General features: G+C 66.4%; 21 protein-coding genes. 7 read left to right on the top strand and 14 right to left on the bottom strand.

Going from position 1 to position 25,023, the window contains the following annotated elements:
- Window positions 1–16 precede the first annotated feature (16 nt).
- Genes glgX through ABIE24_RS08945 form a run of 3 tightly spaced genes read left to right on the top strand, consistent with a single transcriptional unit; the run spans window position 17 to window position 3,542 of the window.
- On the top strand, window positions 17–2,071 hold the full coding sequence (gene glgX, locus ABIE24_RS08955; RefSeq protein WP_354498831.1) for a glycogen debranching protein GlgX: 2,055 nt from the start codon (window positions 17–19) through the stop codon (window positions 2,069–2,071).
- Between the two features lie 2 nt (window positions 2,072–2,073).
- Complete coding sequence (gene ybaK / locus ABIE24_RS08950; RefSeq protein ID WP_354498829.1) at window positions 2,074–2,571, top strand: Cys-tRNA(Pro) deacylase; 498 nt, start codon at window positions 2,074–2,076, stop codon at window positions 2,569–2,571.
- 50 nt (window positions 2,572–2,621) lie between these two features.
- Window positions 2,622–3,542: a CPBP family glutamic-type intramembrane protease gene (locus tag ABIE24_RS08945; protein WP_354498827.1), complete on the top strand. Its 921-nt coding sequence runs from the start codon at window positions 2,622–2,624 to the stop codon at window positions 3,540–3,542.
- A gap of 31 nt (window positions 3,543–3,573) precedes the next feature.
- Here the strand turns inward: ABIE24_RS08945 and glgP are convergent, their stop codons facing one another.
- Window positions 3,574–6,135, bottom strand: a complete 2,562-nt coding sequence (gene glgP, locus ABIE24_RS08940; RefSeq protein ID WP_354498825.1) for an alpha-glucan family phosphorylase — start codon at window positions 6,133–6,135, stop codon at window positions 3,574–3,576.
- Window positions 6,136–6,219: 84 nt separating this feature from the next.
- On the opposite strand from glgP, the gene ABIE24_RS08935 reads away from it, so the two are divergent.
- Both ABIE24_RS08935 and glgB read left to right on the top strand, forming a co-directional pair.
- A complete protein-coding gene (locus tag ABIE24_RS08935; protein ID WP_502916258.1) occupies window positions 6,220–8,340 on the top strand; it encodes an alpha-1,4-glucan--maltose-1-phosphate maltosyltransferase in 2,121 nt (706 codons plus the stop codon).
- A gap of 146 nt (window positions 8,341–8,486) precedes the next feature.
- On the top strand, window positions 8,487–10,619 hold the full coding sequence (glgB, locus tag ABIE24_RS08930; RefSeq protein WP_354498881.1) for a 1,4-alpha-glucan branching protein GlgB: 2,133 nt from the start codon (window positions 8,487–8,489) through the stop codon (window positions 10,617–10,619).
- A 95-nt stretch (window positions 10,620–10,714) separates the two neighbouring features.
- On the opposite strand, the gene ABIE24_RS08925 is transcribed toward glgB, so the two are convergent.
- Together ABIE24_RS08925 and ABIE24_RS08920 are read right to left on the bottom strand one after the other, a co-directional pair.
- Window positions 10,715–11,662, bottom strand: coding sequence for a tetratricopeptide repeat protein (locus tag ABIE24_RS08925; protein WP_354498824.1), 948 nt, complete (start codon window positions 11,660–11,662; stop codon window positions 10,715–10,717).
- Window positions 11,662–13,497, bottom strand: a complete 1,836-nt coding sequence (locus tag ABIE24_RS08920) for a DUF8094 domain-containing protein (RefSeq protein ID WP_354498822.1) — start codon at window positions 13,495–13,497, stop codon at window positions 11,662–11,664. The genes ABIE24_RS08925 and ABIE24_RS08920 overlap by 1 nt, the downstream gene beginning before the upstream one ends.
- A gap of 202 nt (window positions 13,498–13,699) precedes the next feature.
- Between ABIE24_RS08920 and ABIE24_RS08915 the strand changes: the two genes are divergently transcribed.
- Window positions 13,700–14,746, top strand: a complete 1,047-nt coding sequence (locus tag ABIE24_RS08915) for an AI-2E family transporter (protein WP_354498821.1) — start codon at window positions 13,700–13,702, stop codon at window positions 14,744–14,746.
- Between the two features lie 91 nt (window positions 14,747–14,837).
- On the opposite strand, the gene ABIE24_RS08910 is transcribed toward ABIE24_RS08915, so the two are convergent.
- The 9 genes from ABIE24_RS08910 to rpsB all read right to left on the bottom strand — a co-directional run bounded on the left by ABIE24_RS08910 (window position 14,838) and on the right by rpsB (window position 21,671).
- Window positions 14,838–15,560, bottom strand: a complete 723-nt coding sequence (locus tag ABIE24_RS08910; protein ID WP_354498819.1) for an alpha/beta hydrolase — start codon at window positions 15,558–15,560, stop codon at window positions 14,838–14,840.
- Between the two features lie 10 nt (window positions 15,561–15,570).
- Window positions 15,571–15,864: an Rv1322 family protein gene (locus ABIE24_RS08905; RefSeq protein WP_354498817.1), complete on the bottom strand. Its 294-nt coding sequence runs from the start codon at window positions 15,862–15,864 to the stop codon at window positions 15,571–15,573.
- Window positions 15,865–15,972: 108 nt separating this feature from the next.
- On the bottom strand, window positions 15,973–16,686 hold the full coding sequence (locus tag ABIE24_RS08900) for an aggregation-promoting factor C-terminal-like domain-containing protein (protein ID WP_354498815.1): 714 nt from the start codon (window positions 16,684–16,686) through the stop codon (window positions 15,973–15,975).
- A gap of 55 nt (window positions 16,687–16,741) precedes the next feature.
- On the bottom strand, window positions 16,742–17,293 hold the full coding sequence (locus ABIE24_RS08895; RefSeq protein WP_354498814.1) for a DivIVA domain-containing protein: 552 nt from the start codon (window positions 17,291–17,293) through the stop codon (window positions 16,742–16,744).
- A gap of 37 nt (window positions 17,294–17,330) precedes the next feature.
- A complete protein-coding gene (locus tag ABIE24_RS08890) occupies window positions 17,331–18,335 on the bottom strand; it encodes a phosphatidate cytidylyltransferase (protein ID WP_354498812.1) in 1,005 nt (334 codons plus the stop codon).
- Window positions 18,336–18,371: 36 nt separating this feature from the next.
- Window positions 18,372–18,926 carry a ribosome recycling factor gene (frr, locus tag ABIE24_RS08885; protein WP_354498811.1) on the bottom strand — a complete coding sequence of 185 codons (555 nt, stop codon included), beginning with the start codon at window positions 18,924–18,926 and terminating at the stop codon, window positions 18,372–18,374.
- 71 nt (window positions 18,927–18,997) lie between these two features.
- Window positions 18,998–19,714 (bottom strand): UMP kinase, encoded by a 717-nt coding sequence (pyrH, locus tag ABIE24_RS08880; protein WP_354498810.1) that lies wholly within the window; start codon window positions 19,712–19,714, stop codon window positions 18,998–19,000.
- Between the two features lie 112 nt (window positions 19,715–19,826).
- Window positions 19,827–20,678 (bottom strand): translation elongation factor Ts, encoded by an 852-nt coding sequence (gene tsf, locus ABIE24_RS08875; RefSeq protein ID WP_354498809.1) that lies wholly within the window; start codon window positions 20,676–20,678, stop codon window positions 19,827–19,829.
- Window positions 20,679–20,702: 24 nt separating this feature from the next.
- The gene (rpsB, locus tag ABIE24_RS08870; RefSeq protein WP_354498808.1) at window positions 20,703–21,671 is read right to left on the bottom strand and encodes a 30S ribosomal protein S2; all 969 of its coding nucleotides are present in this window, start codon (window positions 21,669–21,671) and stop codon (window positions 20,703–20,705) included.
- 304 nt (window positions 21,672–21,975) lie between these two features.
- Here rpsB and ABIE24_RS08865 point away from each other — a divergent pair, with 304 nt between their 5' ends.
- Window positions 21,976–22,515: a M23 family metallopeptidase gene (locus ABIE24_RS08865; RefSeq protein ID WP_354498807.1), complete on the top strand. Its 540-nt coding sequence runs from the start codon at window positions 21,976–21,978 to the stop codon at window positions 22,513–22,515.
- A gap of 25 nt (window positions 22,516–22,540) precedes the next feature.
- Here the strand turns inward: ABIE24_RS08865 and ABIE24_RS08860 are convergent, their stop codons facing one another.
- Window positions 22,541–23,452, bottom strand: a complete 912-nt coding sequence (locus tag ABIE24_RS08860) for a tyrosine recombinase XerC (protein ID WP_354498805.1) — start codon at window positions 23,450–23,452, stop codon at window positions 22,541–22,543.
- 160 nt (window positions 23,453–23,612) lie between these two features.
- Window positions 23,613–24,743: a hypothetical protein gene (locus ABIE24_RS08855; protein ID WP_354498804.1), complete on the bottom strand. Its 1,131-nt coding sequence runs from the start codon at window positions 24,741–24,743 to the stop codon at window positions 23,613–23,615.
- Window positions 24,744–25,023: the final 280 nt, after the last annotated feature.

Genomic DNA, 25,023 nt, shown 5'->3' with positions numbered 1-25,023 from the left:
AACTACTCTAGAACGCATGACCCCAGCCGATCCCCTGCACGATCTCGGCGTCCGGATCACCTCACACGGTGGCGAACTTCGGGTCTGGTCGGCGTCAGCCGACTCGATGGACCTCGTGATCTTCGACGACACCGACCCCAACTGGGTGACCAAGACCGTTCCGATGCACAAAACGACGGGTTCCGTGTGGGTGGGCCGTTCCCGGACCCTCAAGGTCGGAACCCGGTACTCGGTCAGGGCGTCCGGGCCGTCCTCCCCCACCTCGGCGTTCAACCCCGGTCATCTGCTGATCGACCCGTATGCGCGCGGAATCGTCCGCGTCGCCGCCGGCCAATACCGCTCAGCGGTCGTCGACTCGACGTTCGACTGGGGGGACGTTCCGAAACCTGCTGTTCCCCTCGACCGCACCGTCATCTACGAGGCTCACGCCAAGGGGATGTCGAAGCTCAACCAGCACGTGCCCGAGACTCTCCGCGGCAGCTACGCCGGACTCGCGCACGAGGCGTCCATCGGCTACCTCGCCGATCTCGGCGTCACCGCTGTCGAACTGCTTCCCGTGCACGCTTTCGTTTCCGAGCAGCGCCTCATCCGGCAGGGGCTGACCAACTATTGGGGCTACAACACCCTCAACTTCTTCACCCCACACGCTCCGTATGCGTCCAAGGCCGCCCAGTCCGCGGGCCCCGGCGCGATCCTCCAGGAGTTCAAGGGCATGGTTCGCCTGCTGCACGAAGCGGGGATCGAGGTGATCCTCGACGTCGTCTACAACCACACCGCCGAAGAAGGCAGGGGCGGTCCGACCACCAGCCTGCGCGGACTCGACAATGCCGCCTACTACCGCCAGACCGACACCGGCGAGTACATCGACGTCACCGGATGCGGAAACAGTCTCAACACCTCGCACCCGGCGGCGCACCGACTGGTGATGGACTCGCTGCGGTACTGGGCGAACGAGGTGCAGGTCGACGGGTTCCGGTTCGACCTCGCCGTCACGCTCGGCCGCGACGAGACGCACGAATACACTCCGGAACACCCGCTGCTCACGGACATTCTCGCCGACCCGGCGCTCGCCGGGGTGAAGATGATCTCGGAACCGTGGGATGTCGGGATGGGCGGATGGCAGACCGGCAACTTCCCCACCGGCTGGCTCGACTGGAACGACCGGTACCGCGACCGGGCCAGGAACTTCTGGCTCTCTGACGTCGACTATGCGCGGCGAGCGAGTACTGCTCCCGTGGGAATCGGCGGGTTCGCGACGAGACTGGCCGGGTCAGCGAACACCTTCTCCAACGAACGCGGCCCGCTGGCATCCGTCAACCTCATCACTGCGCACGACGGGTTCACCCTCGCCGACCTCGTCTCGTACGACGTCAAGCACAACGTCGGCAACGGCGAGTCGAACCGGGACGGGACCGACAACAACCGTTCGTTCAACCACGGCGCTGAAGGTCCCACCACCGACGACACGATTCTCGCGACCAGGCGCAAAGCGATGCGCAACCTGTTGGGAACCCTGCTCATGTCGGCGGGCGTGCCGATGATCACGGCCGGAGACGAGTACGGGCGCACGCAACGCGGCAACAACAACGCGTACTGCCACGACTCCGAGCTGACCTGGCTCAGCTTCGCCGTCGACAAGTGGCAGCACAACCTGCATGCTCACGCGAAGCGACTCATCGATCTGCGGCGGGAGAACCCGGCGCTGCGTCCCGTGCGGTTCGGCCGCCCAGGAGAGTCGGTGCTCAGTTCCAGCCAGATGGACTGGTACGACCAGTCCGGCCGGACGATGAGCGATGACGACTGGGCCAGCGCCCGCAACAGGACGCTGCAGTATGTGGCGGCCAGCACTCCCGAGCAGGAGGACTTCAATCGGATCCTGCTCGTCGTGCACGGCGTCGAATCGGGAACGACCGTGACACTTCCCCACCATGACGGCGTGGTGCGCTACGACCTGCTGTGGCGCAGTGAGGACGAGACGCCGCAGACCGAGGTCATCCCGTTCACGCCCGGCGAGACCATCGAGGTGTCGCCGACGTCGATGCTGCTGTTCCGGGCTTTCTCTCCGAGCTGACGATGGCGAAGAAAACCTCGGCCGGAACCCCGGCGACAGCCGCGCTGACAAGCCTCGGAGTCCCGTTCACTGCCCGCGCGTACGAGCACAAGCCCGGGTCGACGGGGTACGGCCGTGAAGCGGCGGAAGCACTCGGCGTCGACGGGGACCGGGTCTTCAAGACGCTGCTCGCCGACGCAGACGGAACCCTCGTGGTCGCCGTGGTCCCCGTGACCGGGCAGCTGGATCTCAAGGCCCTCGCCGCAGCGGTCGGCGCGAAACGTGCCGTCATGGCCGACCCGGCACTCGCCGAACGGAAGACCGGCTACGTCGTCGGGGGAATCAGCCCGATCGGCCAGCGGGCCAGACTCCGAACCGTCCTGGACGCGTCGGCTGCCGACTTCGACACGATCTTCGTCTCGGGCGGGCGCCGCGGATTCGACATCGAACTAGCCCCGGAGGATCTCGTCGCGGTCACCGGCGCCACCCTCGCGACGGTGGCACGCAGCACCGCACACTGACCCGGAGCCGGGGGTTCCCTGTGGCACCGGCGCGGTGCACAATGGGCGCCATGAACGGTTCGATCGGCGGCCGCTGGGCCTGGCCGCTCTTCCTCGTACTCGCCTACGGGATCACGTGGTCCGTACAGATCCCGGCCTATCTCTACCTCGTACCGCGGGGCATCGCTCCCACGAACGAGACGAACTTCCTCCTCCTCGGCGAACTGAGCACGGGCACGCTCGACCCGGGGACAACCCTCGCCGTGCTTCTGTTGTGTTTCTCGTTCGGGCCCTCGCTCGCGGGCATCATCGTCATCGCCCTGGCGTCGGGGCGCGCCGGCCTCCGTGACCTGTTCGCCCGGCTCGCCAAGGTCCGGATCCCGGGCACATGGATCGTCTTCGTGCTGGTGTTCCCGATCGCCCTCTGCCTGGCAGCCGTCGCCATCGGCTACCTGCTCGGCGGGATGACCCCTCTCGACTACGCCTTCCTCGTCCCGGTGGCACTGGCCATCCCGTTCCTGCTGTTCCTGATCGTCTGCACCGGCCTGGCCGAGGAGCTCGGCTGGCGCGGTTTCGCGCTGCCGCATCTGCAACAGTCCCGGACGGCGGAGCGTGCGAGCTGGATCCTCGGCCTGGCCTGGGGCCTGTGGCACCTTCCCTCGGTGGTCCTGCTGCCGTTGATGACCGGTGCGGCGGGCGTCCCGCAGGCGGCGCTGTCTCTGGTCGGGCTGACGATCGGCATCATCGGGTACACGATCGTGCTGACCTGGTTCTACAACAACACCACGAGCCTCTTCTGGATCGTCATCCTCCACGGGTATGCCAACGCCTGGCAGTCCTACGTCGTGCTCTCTTCCGGGAACTTCATGGCACAGGTCGCCTACGGAGTCCTGCCGTGGGTCCTCGCCGCCTGGTTGCTGAAGCGATTCGACGTGCAGACCCTCACCCACCGCGTCCCCAAGCAGGCAGCCCGGTCCCGGCGCGCTGCCTGATGAGCGACCCGGTGACGGCGCACACGGGCGCTCAGGCGACCGCGATCAGCCCCAGCTCGGCAGGGTTCACAAGGAGCGCATTCTTGGGCACGACCCGCACGCTGTAGCCGAACCCGCCCGGGCGACGGAGGCTCACCGTTCCGGCGAACACCCACTCCCCTGACTCGGACGGCCCCGTTCCGGTGGCTGCCTCGAGCTCCGCGGTTTGGACGTCGCGCAGGTCGTCGCCGTTCGCCGTGCTGCGGCCATGCATCACCTGGACGGAGACGTCGTCCGGCGTGAGGGCCCCGAGCCGCACCGTCGCGCGCAGGTGCAGTTCGTCGCCGACCTGCGGGGCGAAGTCGAGTCCACCGGACTCCACATGGGGGATCGCGACGTCGGGCCAGGCAGACCTCACCCGCGACTTCCATTCCGCCAGACGTCGCGCCTGGCGGAATCCGTCGTGGCGAAGGACCGACGTGCTGTCGAATGCCGGCCGGTACAGGGTTTCGACGTACTCGCGCACCATGCGGTCGGCACTCAGTCGCGGAGAGAGGGTCGAGAGGGTGTGACGGATGCGGCGCAGCCAGTCGGCAGGAAGACCATCGGAATTGCGCTCATAGAATCGCGGCGCGATCTGGTGCTCGATGAGATCGTACATCGACTCCGCTTCGAGCCGGTCGCGCTCATCGGCGTTCTCGGTGACCGCGGACGGGATCGCCCAGCCGTTGTCGCCGTCGAAGAACTCGTTCCACCAGCCGTCGAGGATGGAGAGGTTGAGTACGCCGTTGAGGGCGGCCTTCATTCCTGACGTGCCGCACGCCTCGAGGGGCCGGAGCGGGTTGTTGAGCCAGACATCCGTGCCCGGGTAGAGCTTCTGCGCCATCGAGATGTCGTAGTTGGGCAGGAATACGATTCGCTCACGGACTGCGGGGTCCTTGGCGAACTCCGCGATCTTCTGGATCAGCCGTTTGCCCTCGATGTCCGCTGGGTGCGATTTGCCGGCGATGACGATCTGCACGGGGCGTTCAGGGTGCAACAGGATGCTGCGCAGTCGCGCTTCATCGTGCAGCATGAGGGTGAGACGCTTGTACGTGGGAACCCGCCGGGCGAAGCCGATCGTCAGCACGCGCGGGTCGAGGAGAGTGCTGATCCAGTCCGGCGCGACCCCTCCCGGGTTCTGGGCGAGCCACGCTCGCTGCAGGCGCTTGCGGGCGTCCCAGACCATCTCCTGCCGCATCTGGTTCCGAACCGTCCACAGGTCGGCGTCCGACACAGCAGGCGAGGCCCAGTCGGCGTCGGCCGTCTCGGCTGTGCCCAGGTGGCGGATCGCCAGGTCGGTGAGCTGAGGCGCCGTCCAGGTGGCGGGGTGCACGCCATTCGTCACTGAGCCGATCGGCACGTCATCAGGATCGAAGCCCGGCCACAGGTCGTTGAACATGCGCCTGCTGACCTCGCCGTGCAACTGAGAGACGCCATTCGCGCGCTGGCCGAGCCGGAGTCCCATCACGGCCATGTTGAAGGCTCCGTTGGCGCCTGCGCCGGGTTCGCGCCCGAGCTCCAGAACATCTTCCACCGAAACACCCGGCAGCAGGTCTGTTTCGAAGTACTGGCGGATCAGCGAGGCGTCGAACCGGTCGATGCCGGCAGGCACGGGCGTGTGGGTGGTGAACACGGTACCGGCCCGAACGACCTGGAGCGCCTCAGAAAAACTCAGCCCTCCACGGATGAGGCCGCCGATCCGTTCCACACCGAGGAATCCTGCATGGCCCTCGTTGGTGTGGAAGACCAGGGGCGGCTGGACCCCTGACCGCTCAGCCCACGCGCTGATCGCGCGGACGCCACCGATACCGAGCAGGAGTTCCTGCCGCAGCCGGTCTTCCTCAGCGCCTCCGTAGAGCCGGTCGGTGACGCGGCACAGTTCGTCGGTGTTCTCGGGGATGTCGGAGTCGAGCAGGAGCAGGGTGACGCGTCCCACCCGGCCCAGCCAGACCCGTGCGCTCAGGACCTGGTCGTCCGGGAGCATGAGCGTGATGATGACCGGGCTGCCGTCCGGCTGGCGCAGCACCCGCAGCGGGAGCCCGTCCGGGTCGAGCACCGGGTAGGTTTCCTGCTGCCAGCCGTCCGGCGACAGCGCCTGGCTGAAGTATCCGGAACGGTAGAACAGGCCGACGGCCACGAGGGGAACGCCGAGGTCCGACGCGCTCTTCAGGTGGTCTCCGGCGAGGATGCCGAGGCCGCCCGAATACTGCGGGAGCGCGGCGGCGATGCCGAACTCGGGTGAGAAGTAGGCGATGAGTTCGGGTTTGTCACCGTCGAGCCCCTGGTACCACCGGGGTTCGCTGAGGTACCGCGACAGGTCGTCGCCCAGCGCGTTCGCGCGTGACACGAAGCTGTCGTCCGACGCGAGCTGGTCGATCCGTTCCTGGCTGATCTGGCCGAAGAGACTGATCGGATCGTGCTGGAACTCGCGCCAGGCATCCGGCGCCACTTCGGAGAACAGCTGCTGCGTCGGGCCATGCCAGGCCCATCGCAGGTTGCCGGCCAGGTGTTCAAGGGCAGCCAGCCGCTCGGGAAGCGCCGGCCGTACGGTAAATCGTCTAATCGCCTTCACGGGTTCAGCCTAGGCGAGCGGGGCCCCACGCTGGGTGGTTCCATTCCCTATTGGTCCTGCAACGTTTGGTCAAGGCACCGACGAATGGGATGGATTCGCGGTACGGTCGGGTTTGTGGCGAAGAAAGCAACCAGCGCAACGTCCAGGCCCCCCCGGGCCGCCGCGGCGCAGTCCAAATCCAGTACGACGACACAGGAAGTCGCGAGAACACCACCCGGCATCGGGAGGATTCCCGTCCTGGGCCTCTCACCGGTGGTCTCCTGCGGACGATGGCCCGCTCGCGGGTTCGTCGGCGAGGTGATCCCGTTCCGGGCGACCGCCTTCCGCGAAGGTCACGACGCGATCGGGGTGGAGCTGCTCCTCACCGATCCCACCGGAGCGTCGACGCGGCATCCGATGCGGCTGATCACCGTCGGACTCGACGACTACCAGGTGCTCGCCCAGGTGACGGCACCGGGTACGTGGCGATTCCGTGTGCGTGCATACAGTGACGATTTCGAAACCTGGCACCACAACGCGGCCATCAAGATCCCGGCGGGCCTCGACGTCGAGCTGATGTTCACCATCGGCGCGGAGCTCCTGCAGCGCGCTGCGACGGAGAAGACCCGGCCGGCCGATGAGCGGGACTATCTGACCGCGAAAGCTCGGGAACTGGCGGCGACGGATGCTCCGCTCGAGCACCGCACGGCCGTCATCGACGACGAGCGGCTGCATGAAATCGCCCGCGATCGTCCGATGACGAGCCTGTCGAGCGAGTCGGAGGAAGCAACGGTCCGGGTGGAACGTGCTCGTGCCGGCGTCGGCTCCTGGTACGAATTCTTCCCCCGCTCAGAGGGAGCGAAGCAGAACGACGACGGCTCCTGGACCTCGGGAACGTTCCGCACCGCCGCGAACCGCCTTGCGGGTGTTTCAGCGATGGGCTTCGACGTCGTCTACCTGCCGCCGATCCACCCGATCGGCACGGCGTTCCGCAAGGGTCCGAACAACACGCTCAACCCCGGCCCCAACGACCCGGGCTCCCCGTGGGCGATCGGCTCCCCCGACGGCGGACACGACGCCATCCACCCCGAGCTCGGAACGGTGGACGACTTCCGCTACTTCCTCGGCGAAGCGGCGAAGAACGACATCGAAATCGCCATCGACCTCGCCCTGCAGGCCTCCCCCGACCACCCGTGGGTGGCTGAACATCCCGAATGGTTCACGACGCTTCCTGACGGCACGATCGCCTACGCCGAGAACCCGCCGAAGAAGTACCAGGACATCTACCCGGTCAACTTCGACAACGACCCTGCCGGCATCCGCGCCGAGGTCCTCCGGATCGTGCGCTACTGGGTCTCCGTGGGCGTGAAGATCTTCCGGGTCGACAACCCCCACACCAAACCTGTCGAGTTCTGGGAGTGGCTGATCGCCACCGTCAACGCCGAAGACCCCGACGTCGTGTTCCTCGCCGAGGCGTTCACCCGCCCGGCCATGATGCAGGCGCTCGCCCGGGTCGGGTTCCAGCAGAGTTACACCTACTTCACCTGGCGCAACACCAAGGCGGAGCTCGAGGAGTTCTTCACGAGCATCAGCTCCGAGACGGCCGACTTTCTCCGACCCAACCTCTTCGTCAACACGCCTGACATCCTCACCGAATACCTGCAGTTCGGCGGACCGGCGGCCTTCACCATCCGGGCAGCCCTCGCGGCGACGGCCGCGCCGGTCTGGGGCGTGTACTCGGGCTTCGAGCTGTTCGAGAACGTCGCCCGCCCGGGTGCCGAAGAGAACATCGACAACGAGAAGTACGAGTTCAAGCCACGGGACTTCGCCGCAGCGGATGCCGCTGGCGCATCGCTGACGATCTATCTCGGCATGCTCAACCGGATCCGCAAGGACCACCCGGCGCTCCTGCAGCTCCGGAACCTGACGCTGCACTCGAGCGACGACGACTCGATCCTCGTCTACAGCAAACATCTCGACGCCGGTTTCACCGGAACCGGTGTCGCCGACACGATCCTCGTCGTCGCCAACGTCGACCCCCACTCGGTGCGGGCGACCACGGTCCACATCGACAGTTCCGCGTTCGGCATCAGGCCCGGCACCCCCTACCAGGTCACCGACCTCATCACCGGCGCCAGCTGGCAGTGGGGCGAGCACAACTTCGTTCGCCTCGACGCCTTCACCGAACCGGTACACATCTTCCACGTCCAGGAGGCCACCTCGTGACCGATCCCATTCAGCCCGCATCGACCTCGTCGGCGTCAACGCCCAAACCGCCGGCATCCGCCCCGCCTGCGTCGACGACCCCCGTAACGCCCCCGGCGTCAGCGGTACCCGCCGCGCCGCAGAAGGCGGCGCAGCCGTCGACTCACATCCTCGGCTCCGTCGCGACCGGCTCGTACTATGACCCGCACTCCGTGCTCGGGCAGCACCCGTCAGGCGACAAGACGGTGTTGCGCACGCTGCGTCCGCTGGCCGAGAGCGTGACCGCGGTGCTGGCCGGCGGCGAACGGGTCGAACTCCATCACCTGTACCACGGCATCTGGGAGGGCGAGCATTCCGCCGGCTTCCCCGACTACACCGTCGAGAGCGACTACGGCGACGGCGTCGTCTGGAGCACCGAGGACCCGTACCGGTTTTCCCCAACCATCGGCGAGCTGGACCTGCACCTCGTCGGTGAAGGCAGGCACGAGCAACTGTGGGAGGCCCTCGGCGCCCACCTCGTCGAGCACGCCGGCGTCCAGGGCACCGCTTTCACGGTGTGGGCGCCGCACGCTCGGGCCGTCCGGGTCCTCGGGGAGTTCAACGGCTGGGACGGCCGCTCCCACGCCCTCCGCAACATGGGTCCGACCGGGGTCTGGGAACTGTTCGTGCCCGGGCTCGCGGCAGGGACCCTCTACAAATTCGAGCTTCTCGGCGCTGACGGCACCTGGGTGACCCGTGCCGACCCGATGGCCCGCTTCACCGAGGTTCCCCCGTTGACGGCATCCGTCGTCGGAGAGTCCAGCCACGAGTGGGCGGATGCCGCGTGGATGGAACACCGCGCCGCCACGAACCCGCACAACGCGCCGATGAGCATCTACGAAATGCACCTCGGCTCGTGGCGGCCGGGGCTCGGCTACCGTGACGTCGCCGACCCGTTGATCGAATACCTCCGTGCCCTCAATTTCACGCATGTGGAGTTCATGCCCCTGGCGGAGCATCCGTACGGCGGATCGTGGGGTTACCAGATCACCGGCTACTTCGCGCCGACCAGCCGTTTCGGACACCCCGACGACCTCAAATACCTCATCGACCGGCTGCACCAGGCCGGCATCGGCGTGCTCATGGACTGGGTCCCTGGTCACTTCGCGACCGACGAATGGGCTCTCGCGAAATTCGACGGGCAGGCGCTCTACGAGCACGCCGACCCGCGTCGCGGTGAGCACAAGGACTGGGGAACCTACATCTTCGACTTCGGCAACAGCCAGGTCAGAAACTTCCTCGTCGCGAATGCCCTGTACTGGCTCGAGGAGTTCCACGTCGACGGACTCCGCGTCGACGCCGTGGCCTCGATGCTCTACCTCGACTACTCCCGTGAAGCGGGCGAGTGGTACCCGAACGTGCATGGCGGGCGCGAGAACCTCGAGGCGATCAGCCTGCTCCAGGAGGCCAACGCGACGGCGTACAAGCGCAACCCCGGCGTCGTGATGATCGCCGAGGAATCCACCAGCTGGCCCGGGGTCACCGCGCCGACCTCCGGGGGCGGACTCGGGTTCGGCATCAAGTGGAACATGGGCTGGATGCACGACTCCCTGCAGTACATCAAGCACGACCCGATGTACCGCTCGTACCACCACGGCGAACTGACCTTTAGCTTCGTATACGCGTTCAGCGAGAACTTCCTGCTGCCGATCAGCCACGACGAGGTCGTGCACGGCAAGGGTTCGCTACTGTCGCGGATGCCGGGCGACCATTGGCAGAAGCTTGCGAACATGCGCGTGTTCCTCGCGTTCATGTGGGCGCACCCCGGCAAGCAGTTGCTGTTCATGGGTACGGAGTTCGGCCAGCCCTCCGAGTGGTCGGAGTCCCGCGGCCTCGACTGGTGGATCCTCGACCAGCCCAGCCACCAGGGGCTATTCAGCCTCGTCGGCCAGCTCAACAACCTGTACAGCGAGAACTCGGCCCTCTGGGCGCGCGACAACGACCCGGGCGGATTCGAGCTCATCGACGGCGGCGACGCGGCGCACAGCGTCGTCTCGTTCCTCCGCCGCGACCACGACGGCAACGAGATCGTCGCGCTCTTCAACTTCTCGGGCGTGCCGGTCGGAGCGCACCGGGTGGGCCTTCCGGCAACCGGTCAGTGGGAAGAGATCCTCAACACGGATGCCGCGGAGTTCGGCGGGTCCGGCGTGGGCAACTACGGGACGGTCACGGCGCGAAACGAGCCATGGGCGGGACGGCCGGCGTCGGCAGAACTGACCCTGCCACCGCTCGGCGGCATCTGGCTCCGCCGGCGCGGCTAGGCCCGCCCACCCGGCGCAAAAACACCCGTTCCGGTCGAAATCACCTGCTGTACCGGGTGATCTCGACCGGAACGGGTGTTCTGGTCTGCTGGCCTCTAGAAGAGCAGGTTGGTCAACCGTGCCCGTGCGCGCATGACCCGCGGGTCGTCCAGGCCGGCGACCTCGAACAGTTCGAGGAGCCGGGTGCGGATGGTGTTGCGGTCGTCGGCGTCCGCAGTCTCGAAACGCGTCAGAAGGCGGTCGAACGCGTCCTCGACGTGTCCGCCCGAGAGGTCCAGGTCGGCGACGTCGAGCTGGGCTGCGAGGTCGTCCGGCTTCGCAGCGGCCGCCGCGCGGATCTGGTCGATCGTCTTACCCTGCAGCCGGTCGAGCAGGCTGACCTGGGCCAACCCGGCGACGGCCATCTTGTCGGTGGGATTCTGGGCGATCGCCGTCTTGTACGCCGTGATCGCGCGTGGGTAATCGCCCTGCTCGATCGCGTCGTACGCTTCGGCGTGAAGCGGCGGCAACGGCGGTTCGACCGGCTCCTCGTTCTCTGAGGCACCGGTGACGGATGCGACTCCGGTCACGCCGCTCTGCGCCGCCGCCTGAAGCACCTGCTCGAGCACCTGGCGCACCTGGTCCTCGGGAAGCGCGCCGGCGAACAGCTGGAGCGGGCGGCCGCCGATGAGCGCCACGGCGGCGGGCACCGACTGCACCTGGAACGCTTGGCGCAGTTGCACGTTCGCGGTGACGTCCACGGAGACGAGAAGGAGTCGCCCGCCGTAGCTTTCCACGATCTGGCCGAGGCCGGGCGTCGGTGACCCGGCGAACAGGTCGACGAGGACCGGGATCTGCATCGACAAGTCGAGGAACTGGCTGAAGTTCGCGTCTGACCCCTCCAGCAGGAGGCTGGGGACCTCGACCGCCGCCCCGGGCGCGGCGGCAGCGGGCGCGCCCGGCCCCGCGGGAGTTCCGGGGGCGGTCGCCGGCGCACGGTTCACGAGGCTGGACAGGTCGATCGCGCCGCGGAGATGTTCCGCGGCCGGCTGGCTTCCACTCATCAGAGCTCAGCCGCCTTGGTCAGGGCCTGGCTGAAGCCGAGCAGCCGGATCTTCTCCGAGCTGCCGGCAGGCGGAACATAGAACAACAACTGGTCCGTGTATGTCGACTGCACACCCTTCTCCGTTTCTTTCACGCCGCTCAACGCCGAAATGGCGCCGGCGGGCTCGATCTTCGCACCGGTGTCGACCGGTTTGACGACCTCGGTTTCGACAATGTCCACGGCTACGATGGCGCCCGACTCGTTCGTCGCCAACGCGACAGGGGATGCTGTTCCCGCTGCGGTTGCGAACTCGATCGTTGCCGTACCGGGGAGCTGGTCCTTCTTGGTCTGGCGGTCCGTCGCAATCGCGGTGCGCAGGGAGTCGCCTTCTGCTTCGAACAGGTCGAAGAATTCACTCTCTTCGCCCTTGGTGATGATGTCGGCGTACGCACCGGCCAGCTGATTGGGCTGGAGGATCTGGAACGTCGACTCCGGAGGGAGCCGCGCCGTACCGATCGTCGCGGGCGCGACATCCGGAATCTGGGCGTCAGGCTCGAGCCGCACGGCGGACTGAACGACGTAGTTGGCGCGCGGGGTCTCCTGGATGAGGACGACGGCCGTCGGCGCGATCGACGGGTCGGTGTCGTCCTGCACAACCGTCAGCACGGTGCGTGGCCAGGTTTCCGTCGCCTCGGGCAGGGTGAGACCCCCTGCGGATGCCGGGATCGGCGTCGGCTGCGCGTACTCCGGCAGGGAACCTCGAATGGCGTAGTTCGCGGTGCGCTCGTCGAGAGCGGGACCGACGAAGCGGCTGGCGGCCAGGGTGCCGTCGCGGGCGGCGTCAGCTTCAAGGGCGACACCAGAGATCCGGGAGATGATCCGATCCAGCTGCGGTGCCGACACGGCAGGCGACGGTTGCTCTTCCGCGGGAAGAACCTCGCCGGTGGGGGTCGGTGTGGCTGTGATCTCGTCCGAACCGGAGAAGTCCGGCCAGAAGCTCGGCGAACACCCGGTGAGCACAAGAGTCGAAACGAGGGCGAGCGGAGCGATCGCGACCACAGACTTGCGAACGGATCGCTTGCGCTTCGGCGCGCTGCCGTGCTGCTTGTCGGACTTGTACCGTGTCGGCTTCGGCACCTTCGGCATCTTCTCCATCCCCGGGCCCGACGTGACACTCTTGCGGCGCGGTCCGCGCGATCGGCGCATGTGCTGGATGCCGAGAAGGTAGAGCACGAGCCCGACCAGCAGCAGAAGGATGCCTCCCACGATCAGCGGGCCCGCCCACGGTGTGGCATTGTCGAGCGGCCAGGAGACTTCGACCCGGTCCGGCGCGGCCTCGGTGCCGTCGGACGCGAGAATGACACTGACATCCTCGGGCACGCTGATCGTCTGCACCAGGGCGCCTTCCTCCGAGTACTCGGCAAGCCACAGGTCGGAACCGGACGGGTCGGCCAGGGCTTCGGCGGCTGCCTGGTCTTCCTCAGCCGGCGGCTCCTCGCCGGGCACAGGCTCCGGCTCCTCGGCCGGCTCGGGCGTCACGACGGATGCTGTGAGGCGCTGGTTCTCCGTGTCCACGGTGAGCGTGTTGTACGGCGAGTCGCCCAGCCAGGCGACGACATCCGGCGTCTTGCCGTAGGCGAGGAAGACCTGGTCGGAACCCGAAACCGTCAGCGACTGCTGGCCGGGCTGGGCGGCGAGCTGTTCTCCGCTGATCACGGTGTAGGGCAGGTCGCCCTTGACCGTCGTCTCGACAGCGTAGGTGGACGGGCCGAGAAAAATCGTGTTCTGGGCGATGCCCAGCACGATCATGGTCGCGGCGACCACAAACGCGATTATCGCGAAAACGAAGCGCACTACATCTCCTTCACAGGCCGCGACCGCAGGGGCGGTGCGCCCGGGATAGCGTGAAATCCCGGGCCGGTCGCAACAGGACAGACGTTTTACAGTAGTCGAAATCCCTGAGAGGGCGCTTAACACGCTAGCGGATGCCCGTCGATGCGGCGTCGTCGGCACCGGACAGTACGATGATCTGACGACCGCCTCGAGAGGGACAGCAGTGAAGATTTCGAACCCGTTCCGTGTCGGCCTCATCGGCACACTCGGCGTCGGGCTTGGCCTGCTGATCATCCTGTCGGTCGTGACCCTGCAGACGATCCTCAGCTACATCGGTGCGGCCATTTTCATCTCACTCGGTCTTGACCCGCTTGTTTCCTGGCTGGAGAAAAAACAGTTTCCCCGCTGGGTGGCGCTTCTCGTAGTGATCATCGGCGTCCTCGCCTTGTTCGCCGGGCTGGTCTGGATGGTCGTGCCGATCATCATCGACCAGGTGACTGAACTGATCGAGCTCATTCCAGGACTGCAGGCACAGTTCCAGGACTACCCGCTCGTCGACGTCCTGTCCGACCAGTTCCCGGGTCTCGACGTCCGGACGATCATCGCCGACGCCGGAACGTTCCTCACCGAGAACATCACGAACATCGGGTCGGGTGCCATCCAGGTGGCGTTCGCCATCGGCTCGGCATTCTTCGGCGCGCTGATCATCCTCATCCTGACGATCTACTTCACGGCGTCGCTCGGTTCGATCAAACGCGGCCTGTACCAGCTGGTGCCCGCCACGAAGCGGGAGCGCTTCGCCGATCTCGCTGAGCAGATCACCGAGTCCGTGGGACGGTACGTCATCGGCCAGGTCGGCACGGCCGCGTGCAACGGCATCCTGTCGTTCATTTTCCTGTCGATCATCAATGCTCCGTTTCCGCCTGTGCTCGCCACCATCGCCTTCTTCTTCTCGATGATCCCGCTCGTCGGTACCCTCATCGGCTCGATCATCATCACGCTTGTCTGCCTCATCCCCGGGCTCGGCTCCCCCGTGACAGCGCTCTTCGCCGGCATCTACTACCTCATCTACATGCAGATCGAGGCCTACGTGATCAGCCCGAACGTCATGCGGCGGGCGGTCGCCGTGCCCGGGGCGCTCGTCGTCATCGCCGCCCTGGCCGGCGGGTCACTGATGGGGCTGCTCGGGGCGCTCATCGCGATCCCCACTGCGGCGGCGTTCCTGCTGATCATCAAGCAGGTCGTGATCCCCCGAGCGAACGAGCTCTGAATTTGCGATGCGGCACGCTTGCCGCCTCGCAGATTGAGTAGGGGCCGCGACGCGAAGCGTCGCAGCCCCGTATCGAAATCCGGCACGCCCCCTAGTCCTCGCTCGGCCACTCGGTCGGCAACGGCAGCGCCGCCGGGTTCACTGCCCGCACGATCTCCTCGAGCACCCGCCTGGTCTGGTTCTCGCCCACCCACAGATGCCTTCCGCCCTCGACCGGGATGAGCGTCATACCCGGCACGCTGGCGAACCGCTCAGCGGCCTCCTCGGGGCGCAGGTAGTCGTCGTGCTCGGGGATCAGGGCGATCAGCGGGCGGTCGTCGCCATGCCACGCCGCCACTTCGTGTTCTTGCGCCCGGTGCAGGGGCGGCGACAGGAGTATCGCCCCGGCGATGGGATGCGATCGTCCGTACTTGAGAACGAGTTCGGTGCCGAAGGACCAGCCGACCAGCCAGGGCCGGGGCAGGCCGCGCTCGGCCACGAAGGCCATGGCGGCGTCGAGGTCATGCTCTTCGGTGATGCCCTCGCCGAAGGCGCCGTCACTCGTACCGCGAGGTGAGGACGTCCCGCGGGTGTTGAACCGCAGCACCGCGATGTCGGCGAGGGCAGGCAGGCGCCCTGCTGCCTTGCGGAGGATGTGCGAGTCCATGAACCCCCCGGCGGTGGGCAACGGATGCAGCGTCACGAGAGTCGCCACCGGCTCCCGGCCCTCAGGCGTCGCGAGCTCGCCGACGAGGGTGAGCCCGTCGGCCGTTTCGAGTTCGATGTCCTCACGGGTGGCGGGCAATTCGATGCCGCCTCGGATTTCCAGGGTCATGGCATCCTTCCTAACCGATTCGCCAACAGTGGGTGTGCCAGTGCCTGCGCGACGCGAGATCGGCAGCGTCGCCGAGGACGCCGTCGGCACGCCAGACGACAAGGTGGGCCGTGCCGCGGGCGACGGGCAGGGAGCACGCCGGGCAGACGTAGTCCTTCACCGCGTTGGCGGCAGTCACCGGCTGTACGTTCCATTCGGCGCCGCGCCGCGTCTCGGTGCGTTTCCAGCCGCTCAGCAGATGCGACAGGTCGTCGCCGTCGTCCCTGGCGGGCCGGGCGCCGCGGGGGCGATTGCTTCGGGGCATGATTTCATCCTAGGCACTGGCATGAAGGACCAGACGGCCGGGCGCACCCTCAGGGACGCGGCCAGAGCGCCCCATCGGCCGGGTGCCGGCTCAGAACCAGTTCCTGGCCTAGTACCAGTTCTTGGCCTGCGAGTGGCTCCACGCGCCGCACGGCGTGCCGTAGCGGCCACTGATGTAGCCGAGACCCCAGGTGATCTGCGTGGCCGGGTTCGTCGCCCAGTCACCGCCTGCGGTCGACATCTTGCTTCCGGGAAGGGCCTGAGGGATGCCGTAGGCGCCACTCGACTTGTTCTCGGCGTTGACCCGCCAGCCGGATTCTTTGTTCCAGAGCGCCACGAGGCACGAGAACTGGTCTTCGCCCCAGCCGCGGGAGAGGACCATACCGTGGGCGATCGCCTGCGCGGATCCGGGATCGGCAGTGACCTTGGGCAGGGGCGCTGCGGGGGCCTTCGGCTTCGGAGCCGGGGCGCTGCCGCTGACCTTCTTCTCAACGACCGGCTCGACCACGACGGGCGGTGGCGGTGGCGGTGGGGGTGGGGGCGCGATAACGGTGTATCCGTCACGGGTGAAGCTGGTTTCGTAAGCGCCGGCGACGGCGAGGTTCTGGGTGGCCTTGCCGTCGTACCGCTCGGCGACCTGGAAATACGGGGATGCCGTCGCACCGGAGTACGGGTCGACCACGTTCACGGCCACGACCGCGACGGCCGCTGAGAAGGCGAAGACGAAGAGGGTGAACGGGCTCCGCGACCGGGGTCTCTCGAAAGCCCTTCTGACCTTCGGAGCTGGTTCAGAGGACTCGACCTGCGCTAGATGTTTACCCACGATTTTCCGACCTTAGCCCAGAATGGGGGCGTTTGCGAGTCACGTGCACGGCCGGTCACCGAACCGCAAGCATGACTTCGGTCACGGCGTCGAGCAGCAGATCGACCTGAGACTCCACGTATCCGCCCCTCTGGGCCCGGAAAACGGCGGTTCTCACCGCGTCAGCGCTGACGGGGGTTCCCTTTTCGAAGTAGGCGACCAGTTTGTCGGTGAATGCGTCGACGTCGTCGGTCCGATAGCCCTGAGCGAGGAAACTCGTGCGGGAGAAACGCTGGCCTTCGGGTCGGGCCAGACGGTTGAGGATGACCTGGGCGGTCCCGCGTGCCGACGCCAGCCATTCTCTCTTTCCCTGGGCCGCGAGCGCGTGGTCGCGCTCACGCAGGGCAAAAGCGTCCTCGAGGCGTTCCAGAGCGGCATCGACCGCGCTCGTGGCATAGCCGCCTCGGGTGAGCGCGAACGATGTCCTCCGGATGTCGGTCGATGTCATCGTCGGGATCTCATCCTCATCGACGTCGTAGGCCTTCCGAGCCGCCTGGAGAAATGCGTCGACCTGGTCACGGCGGTACCCGCGATTGCGTCCCTGGGCGGTCGGGAAGGTGCTTGTCACGTGTTTCTCCTTTCGGCTTCGCGGCGGGTTCGCTGGGTCATCCGGCGATCGGCGCGCCGCTGAACAGAAGGTACAACGCGAACGCGACCGGGGCCGACGGGAGGATGGAGTCGAGGCGGTCGAGGAATCCGCCGTGCCCCGGCAGCCAGGAACTCATGTCCTTGATTCCGAGGTCGCGTTTGATGAGCGATTCGGTGAGGTCGCCCATCGTGGCTGATCCGAGCAGCGCCAGCCCGAAGAGAAGTCCGACCCACCAGGGGCTGTGCAGCATGAAGATCGACAGCAGGATACCGGCAAGCACGGCGGCGACAGCGGCCCCGGCGAGCCCTTCCCAGGTCTTCTTGGGGCTGATCAGCGGCGCCATCGGGTGTTTGCCGAAATTGAGACCGCTCACGTATGCGCCGATGTCCACGGCGATCACGATGATGAGGAAGGCGAGCGTCCACCACTGGCCCTCGGGCTGGCGCACGAGTATGACAGCGAAGCTGCCGAGGAACGACACGTACACCTGGACGAAAATCGCCGCCGCAAGGTCACGAACGACGTCGAGAACACGGCGGGGCGCCGGATGTGCCATCTGCGCGACGAGCCGCCAGGCGATGATGAACACGATCACACCGACGAGCATTGCCCAGCGAGAGGCCGGGTCGAAGAAGTACCCCGAGACCACGATGGCGACACCGCCGATGAGCGCCGGCCAGACATCGATCGCGCGGCCCGCCCTCCGGAAGGCGTGGGCGAGTTCAAAGATGGTGAACGCGACGATCGCCGCGCCGAAGAGAACGAAGAGTTCCTTGACGACGATGAGGCTGAAGAGCATCGAAAGGCCGAGGCCGAGGCCGATGAGCGTTGCGAGAACGAGGTTTCGCCCCGCCCGGGCTTCCATGCGGGTATTCGCTTCGTCGATCTGTGCGCGGGTTGCGCGCACCTGTCGCTCGAGGTCGGCGCGGCGCGACCTCAGCTGCGCGGAGATATCGTCACGGGAGCCACGTTTGCCCCTGCGTCGACGCTCGCCGCTGCCGTCGTCGTCAGTGTCAGGCACTGGCGCACCCGTTCCTTCGGATCACAGATTCCGGTCCTAAATCTCGAGAAGCTCTGATTCTTTGCGCTTCAGTGCGTCGTCAATGGCGTCGATGTGCGACTTGGTGAGCTGCTCCAGCTCCTTCTCGCCCCTCGCGACGTCGTCGTCCCCGACTTCGCTCTTGAGGGCGTCGAGGTCATCCTTCGCCTTGCGACGGATGTTTCGGACGCTCACCTTCGCGTCTTCGCCCTTGTTCCGGACGATTTTCACGTATTCCTTGCGCCGTTCAGCGGTGAGCTCGGGCAGCGTGACGCGCACGATCGTGCCGTCGTTCGTCGGGTTCGCACCGAGGTTCGGGGTGTCGCGGATCGCCTGCTCGATGTCCTTCAGCGCGCTCTTGTCGTACGGAGTGACGATGATGGTACGGGCTTCGTTGTTCTGGAGCGAGGCAAGCTGCTCCAGCGGTGTCGGAGTGCCGTAATAGTTCACCAGGATCTTCTGGAACATCCCCGGGTTGGCGCGGCCGGTGCGCACGGTGGCGAAGTCTTCCTTGGCCACGTCGACGGCCTTGCCCATCCGGGTTCCAGCGTCAGTCAAAACATCCGCGATCACAGCGACTCCTTCTCATAGCGTGTTGTACCGCACCCATTCTAGAGGGGACGGCGCCGTGCACTCGCGTCGGCTCAGTTACTGACGAGCGTGCCGATGCTTGCCCCGAGGATCGCCTTGGTCACGTTGCCCGCCGGTGCCATACCGAAAACCTGCATGGGCATCGCGTTGTCCATGCACAGGCTGAACGCGGTGGAGTCGACGACCTTCAAACCGGTCTGCAGCGCTTCCTGGTAGGTGATCGAGTCGATCCTGGTCGCGTTGGAATCGAGCTTCGGGTCTGCCGTGTACACGCCGTCGACGCCGTTCTTGGCGACGAGGACGATGTTCGCGTCGATCTCGAGTGCGCGCTGCGCAGCGACGGTGTCGGTCGAGAAGTAGGGCAATCCGGCGCCGGCGCCGAAGATGACGACGCGTCCCTTCTCGAGGTGACGTTCAGCGCGACGGGGAATGTACGGTTCGGCGACCTGGGTCATCGAGATGGCGGACTGCACGCGGGTCTCGGCCCCAGCCTGCTCGAGGAAGTCCTGGAGCGCGAGCGCGTTCATCACGGTGCCGAGCATTCCCATGTAGTCGGCGCGGCCGCGGTCCATTCCGCGCTGGGAGAGTTCCGCGCCACGGAAGAAGTTGCCTCCGCCGACGACGATGGCCACTTCGACGGTCTCCGCCGCTTCAGCGATCTCGCGTGCGATCTGGCTGACGACATCCGGGTTCACGCCGAGCGAGCCGGCACCGAAGGACTCGCCTGACAGCTTGAGCAGGACCCTGCGCTTTTTCGTGGGTGTTGACATCCGAGGACAGTCCTTTCGTGGATCCCTGACAAAACTTTATGTGTGCCGTGCGACGGCGTGCACATGAAAAAGGAGTCCGGATCACAAAGTGATCCGGACTCCCATGGCGAACCTACGCGCCGACCTTGAAGCGGGCGAAGCCCGTCACGTCGAGCTTGGCATCGGCCAGAACCTTCTTGACCTGGACCTTGCTGTCGCGTGCGTAGTCCTGTTCGAGCAGGGCGACCTGCTTGAAGAACCCGGTCAGGCGGCCTTCGACGATCTTGGGCAGTGCAGCCTCAGGCTTGCCCTCGTTCTTCGAAATCTCCGTGACGATGTCGCGCTCCTTGTCGACGACCTCGGCCGGCACGTCCTCACGGGTGAGGTACTGCGGGTCGAACATCGCGATGTGCTGGGCAACGGCGCGGGCGGTCTCTGCGTCGTCTCCGCTGTAGCTGACGACGACTCCGATCTGCGGGGGCAGGTCCTTCGACGTCTTGTGCAGGTAGGTGGCGAACTTCTCGCCCGAGACGAGCGCGACGCGACGGAGTTCGACCTTCTCGCCGAGGATCGCGGCTTCGTCGTCGATCAGCTGCCCGACCGTCTTGTCGCCGGCCTGTCCTGAGCCTGTTGAAGTGGCCGGAGCGGCAAGCGCCTCCTCGACCGATGCGGCGCCTGAGGCTGCGACAGCCTCGAGCACCTTGTCGGCGAGAGCGACGAACTTCTCGTTCTTCGCAACGAAGTCGGTCTCGCAGGCGAGCTCGATCAGTGTGGTGCTTGCACCGTTGTCCTTGGCGGCGACGAGGCCTTCGCTCGTGGAGCGGTCGGCACGCTTCGCGTTGCCCTTCGCACCCTTGAGACGCAGGATCTCGGTTGCCTTCTCCAGGTCGCCCTCGGCTTCGACGAGAGCGTTCTTGGTGTCGACCATCCCGGTGCCAAGCTGCTCACGAAGAGTCTTGACATCAGCAAGATTGAAATTTGCCATAGTTTGTTGCACTCCTCGTTCGGATTAGTTGTTGTCGGCGGCCGGCTGCTTCTCAGCCTCGGTCGCTTCGGCCTCGAGGCGCTCTTCGGTCTTCTCGTCGCTCTCGACTTCGACGACCTCAACCGGTGCGTCGTCGCTCTTCGCGGCGTTCTTCTCGGCAACCTCGGCGTCGGCGTCGTTGTGCTCGACCGGTGCTTCAGCGGCTTCGGCGGGTGCTTCAGCCTTCTCGGCCTCGGCGCCCAGGAGCTCAGCTTCCCAGGCCGCGAGCGGCTCGACGGGGGCGGAACCCTCTTCAGGCTTCTGGTGGCGCTGGATCAGGCCCTCGGCGGCAGCGTCAGCGATGATGCGCGTGAGCAGGCCGACGGAGCGGATGGCGTCATCGTTACCCGGGATCGGGTAGGTGACTTCGTCGGGGTCGCAGTTCGTGTCGAGGATGCCGATGACGGGGATACCAAGCTTCTTGGCCTCGTCGATCGCGAGGTGCTCCTTCTTGGTGTCGACAACCCACAGCGCCGACGGCGTCTTGGTGAGGTTGCGGATTCCGCCGAGCGACTTGTGAAGCTTGTCGAGCTCGCGCTTCTTGATGAGGAGCTCTTTCTTGGTGAAGCCGGACTTCGAGGAGTCTTCGAAGTCGAGCTCCTCGAGCTCCTTCATGCGGGCGAGTCGCTTCGACACCGTCTGGAAGTTGGTGAGGAGGCCACCGAGCCAGCGCTGGTTGACGTAGGGCTGGCCGACGCGGGTCGCCTGCTCGGCGATCGCTTCCTGGGCCTGCTTCTTCGTTCCGACGAAGAGGACGGTCCCACCGTGGGCGACGGTCTCCTTGACGAAGTCGTACGCCTTGTCGATGAAGCCGAGCGACTGCTGAAGGTCGATGATGTAGATGCCGGAACGCTCCGTGAAGATAAAACGCTTCATCTTCGGGTTCCAACGGCGGGTCTGGTGCCCGAAGTGCACGCCGCTGTCGAGCAGCTGGCGGATGGTTACGACGGCCATGAGCCGTTCTCCTGTTCTGACGCGCCCATGCCGGGCAGGCGTCGATCGGTTTTCTCGAAGCGAGCCGTGTGGCCGCTCGTCCTGGTGCCCGGCGCACGTCCGCCGAACTCCGAAGAGCCGGACCGAGTGGATGTGTTGGCCGAATGGGCACGCGTAGTCACCCCGACACGCGGGATGCTTCCTTCAGCATAACAGGATCGGGAGCTCTTCCTACGTCCTCCACAGACGGCTGCGTGTCGACCGGGCTTCCCCGTTCCGGTGCATCCCGACCCCACGGCCGCCGCGCGCGCCAGACTGGCGAGCCATGGGGACTCTCTCTGGCCGTGGACGCGTCGCCGCCGTGATTCTCGTGGTCGCGGTGCCGACGATCATCCTGTGCGCGCCGGCGCCGGCCGCCGCCGAAACCGGCGACGGAACCTCGGCGGACACGGCGGGTGCATGGGAATGGCCGATCGCCGCACCGCACCAGGTGCAGCGCCCGTTCGAGGCTCCCCCGACCCCGTACTCGGCCGGGCATCGCGGCATCGACCTTGCCGCACCCTCCGGTCGTGCCGTCCTCGCCGCGGCGGACGGTGTCGTCAGCTTCTCCGGTTTCGTGGTCGACCGCCCGGTTCTATCGGTCCGGCACGACGGCGGACTCGTGTCGAGCATCGAACCTGTCGCCGCGACGGTGGCCGCGGGAGACGCGGTGCGCACCGGTGATGTGATCGGTGTCGTGGCATCCGGTGGTCACTGCGACGGGCGTTGTGTGCATCTCGGTGCTCGGCTCTATGGCGAATATGTGAACCCGATGGCGCTGCTCGGCCTTCTTCCGAACGCGGTGCTGCTGCCGCTCGGCCGGTAGGTCCCGTGACGTTCCCGGGAAGGAGCTAGGCCCGGGGGTGGGCGGTTCGGTAACTTTCCTTGAGCCGTTCCACCGACACATGGGTGTAGATCTGGGTCGTGCCGAGCGACGCGTGCCCGAGGAGCTCCTGCACCGCACGCAGGTCCGCTCCCCCGTCGAGCAGATGGGTGGCTGCGGTATGGCGGAGGGCATGCGGGCCGGCCGCGCTTCCGCCCGGGATGCCGGCGAGCAGACGGCTGACCAGGTTGTACACGCTGCGCGGGTTCAGGCGACCCCCGCGCACCCCGACGAAGACGGCGGGCGGTGGCGACCCGGTTCTGGCCAGCAGCGCCGGACGCGCCTGGCGGAGGTAGTCGACGAGCGCGGAGTGCGCGGGCACGCCGAACGGCACGACCCTCTCCTTCGCCCCCTTGCCGAGCACCCGCACCGTCAGCCGGTCCAGGTCGACGTCGTCGACGTCGAGACCGCACAGCTCCGAGACCCGAAGACCGCTTGCGTAGAGCAGTTCGACCAGTGCCGAGTCTCGAAGCGCGACGGGGTCGCCGGAGGCCGCTTTCTCGCCGAGGGCGTCCAGAAGCGCTTCCATCTGCGGTCGCTGCACGACATGGGGCAGTGACCGACCGGTCTTGGGAGATCTCAGTCGCGCCGCGATGTCGACGGAGATGTGCCCGTTCCGGGCAAGCCACGCCGACCAGCCACGCACGGATGCCGACCGTCTCGCGATCGTCGCGTGGCCCAGCCCCGCCTGAGAGGACTGCCAGAGCCAGTCGCGCAACAGTTCGAGGTCGACGGCGAGGACGTCGTCGATGCCGCGTTCGGAGGCGAAAGCGGCCAGCGCCGCGAGGTCGGACTCGTATGCCCGGCTGGTCGCGTCGGAGTACTGCCGCTCCACCGACACGTAGTCGATGTAGCGCGCGACGGCCTGCGGAATTCTCACTCCCCCAGAATCCCCCACCGTTGGTGGAATTCGCCGCAGACTCGCTCCCGGAGCTGCTTCTGTCGTCAGACGAGGAAACAGGACACCAGGACCACAACCGAGGGGCATCCCGGTGGCGTTGACGAGGACCTTCCGGCCGACGTCAGGGGGCGTCTGGCAGTCAACTCCTGTTCGGCAGCGGGATCGACACGGTCGGATCGCCGAGCAGCACCGTCGCCGCCCGATCGAAAGCGGTGACCTTTCCGTACAAGGCCAGGTCGAGAGTCCGCTTTGCTCGCAGCTCGTCGGTTTCGCTCGCGTAGTCCTTCAAAGCCGTCGCCTGCCGGAGAAGCAAGGGACCCACCGGTTCGTACAGGCCGGCCGATTCCAAGGCAAGGCCGATCGGTATCCCTCCATACGCGCCGGAGTACATCGTTTCGCGGGCCCAGTGCGTCAACTGCTGGCGCGTCGGCGGGAAGGTCATGGTCCAGTCGAAGGTCGGCTCAACGTGCCCGATGAATGCACGCAGCGGTCGTGCCGCGCCAAGGAGGGCGCGCGGAAGCGGGGAAACCACCGGTCCCACCGATGCCGCAGATTCGAGCACCGAACCGACAGCAGATGTCGGTTCGAAGAGGTCACGGAACATGCTGGGCGACTGCGAACCCGCTGAGCAACAAGCCTGTGCCAGCCAGATTGCGCCATCGGGCTTCCAGACGGAGAGAAGCTCCTCAGGACCTTCGGGGGTGAACTCCGCGTCGACGATCGCCCCCAATTGCCGTCGCATGAGATCGGGATTGCCGGGAGGGCCGATCTGTCCGTGACTGGTCGTCACGATGATCAACGGTTTCAACCTCGCGAGGTGTTCTCGAAGGGCTTTCGCTGTGGCCGGCACGGTGCGCCCGTCGACGAAAGCCGCACCGGCGAGGTCAGCATCCGCGCTGAAGGCTTCGTACAACGGCGCCCCAACGGCGTCGCGCATGAGTGCGGTGATGTCGTCCGCGCTGTGGACGACCGACCACACAAGTGGATTCTCGTATCGGCCCTCGCTGTCCTTCCATCCGGTCATAAGCGCATGGACGTAATTGTCGAGTCCGTCGTCTGTGAGATCCAACCGCCCGACCCGTCGCACCAAACCCAGCTGGAACTGCACGTCCCAGGGGATCTCCTGCGGAGACCCGATGATCAGGAGGTAGGCAGGAATCCCATCGGGTCCTGTGCCGGGCGGGGACGTGTCGATCGGGCGGTCGCCGCCGTTCGCATAGTCACGCAGCACCCACTTCGAGAATTTCTCGTCGTGGATGTACCTGAGCACCTTGGACCCGGGCCTGCTGGCGAGAAGTTCTCGGACGGACGGGCGAGCATCTTCTGCTCTGGCAAGTTGTTCCGGAGACCATCCGGCCCGGTCCGGCAACACGAGACCCCACCCCACGCGCGCGTCTTCCCAGTCCGCGGGTGATGCGGGCGGCGGGGGGAACATCTTGCCACCGGTGGGCCATTTCGGTTGGGTCCCCGCCCAACCGGGATACCCGGGACCGAATGGCGATTCAGCCACATGGTCCCCCGTCCACGCGTTTGTTTTGATGATCTGCGCT

Origin of the sequence: Mycetocola sp. 2940 (assembly GCF_040548835.1) — a bacterium.
Taxonomy (GTDB): domain Bacteria; phylum Actinomycetota; class Actinomycetes; order Actinomycetales; family Microbacteriaceae; genus Mycetocola_A.
This window is presented reverse-complemented; position numbering and strand designations above follow the sequence as displayed.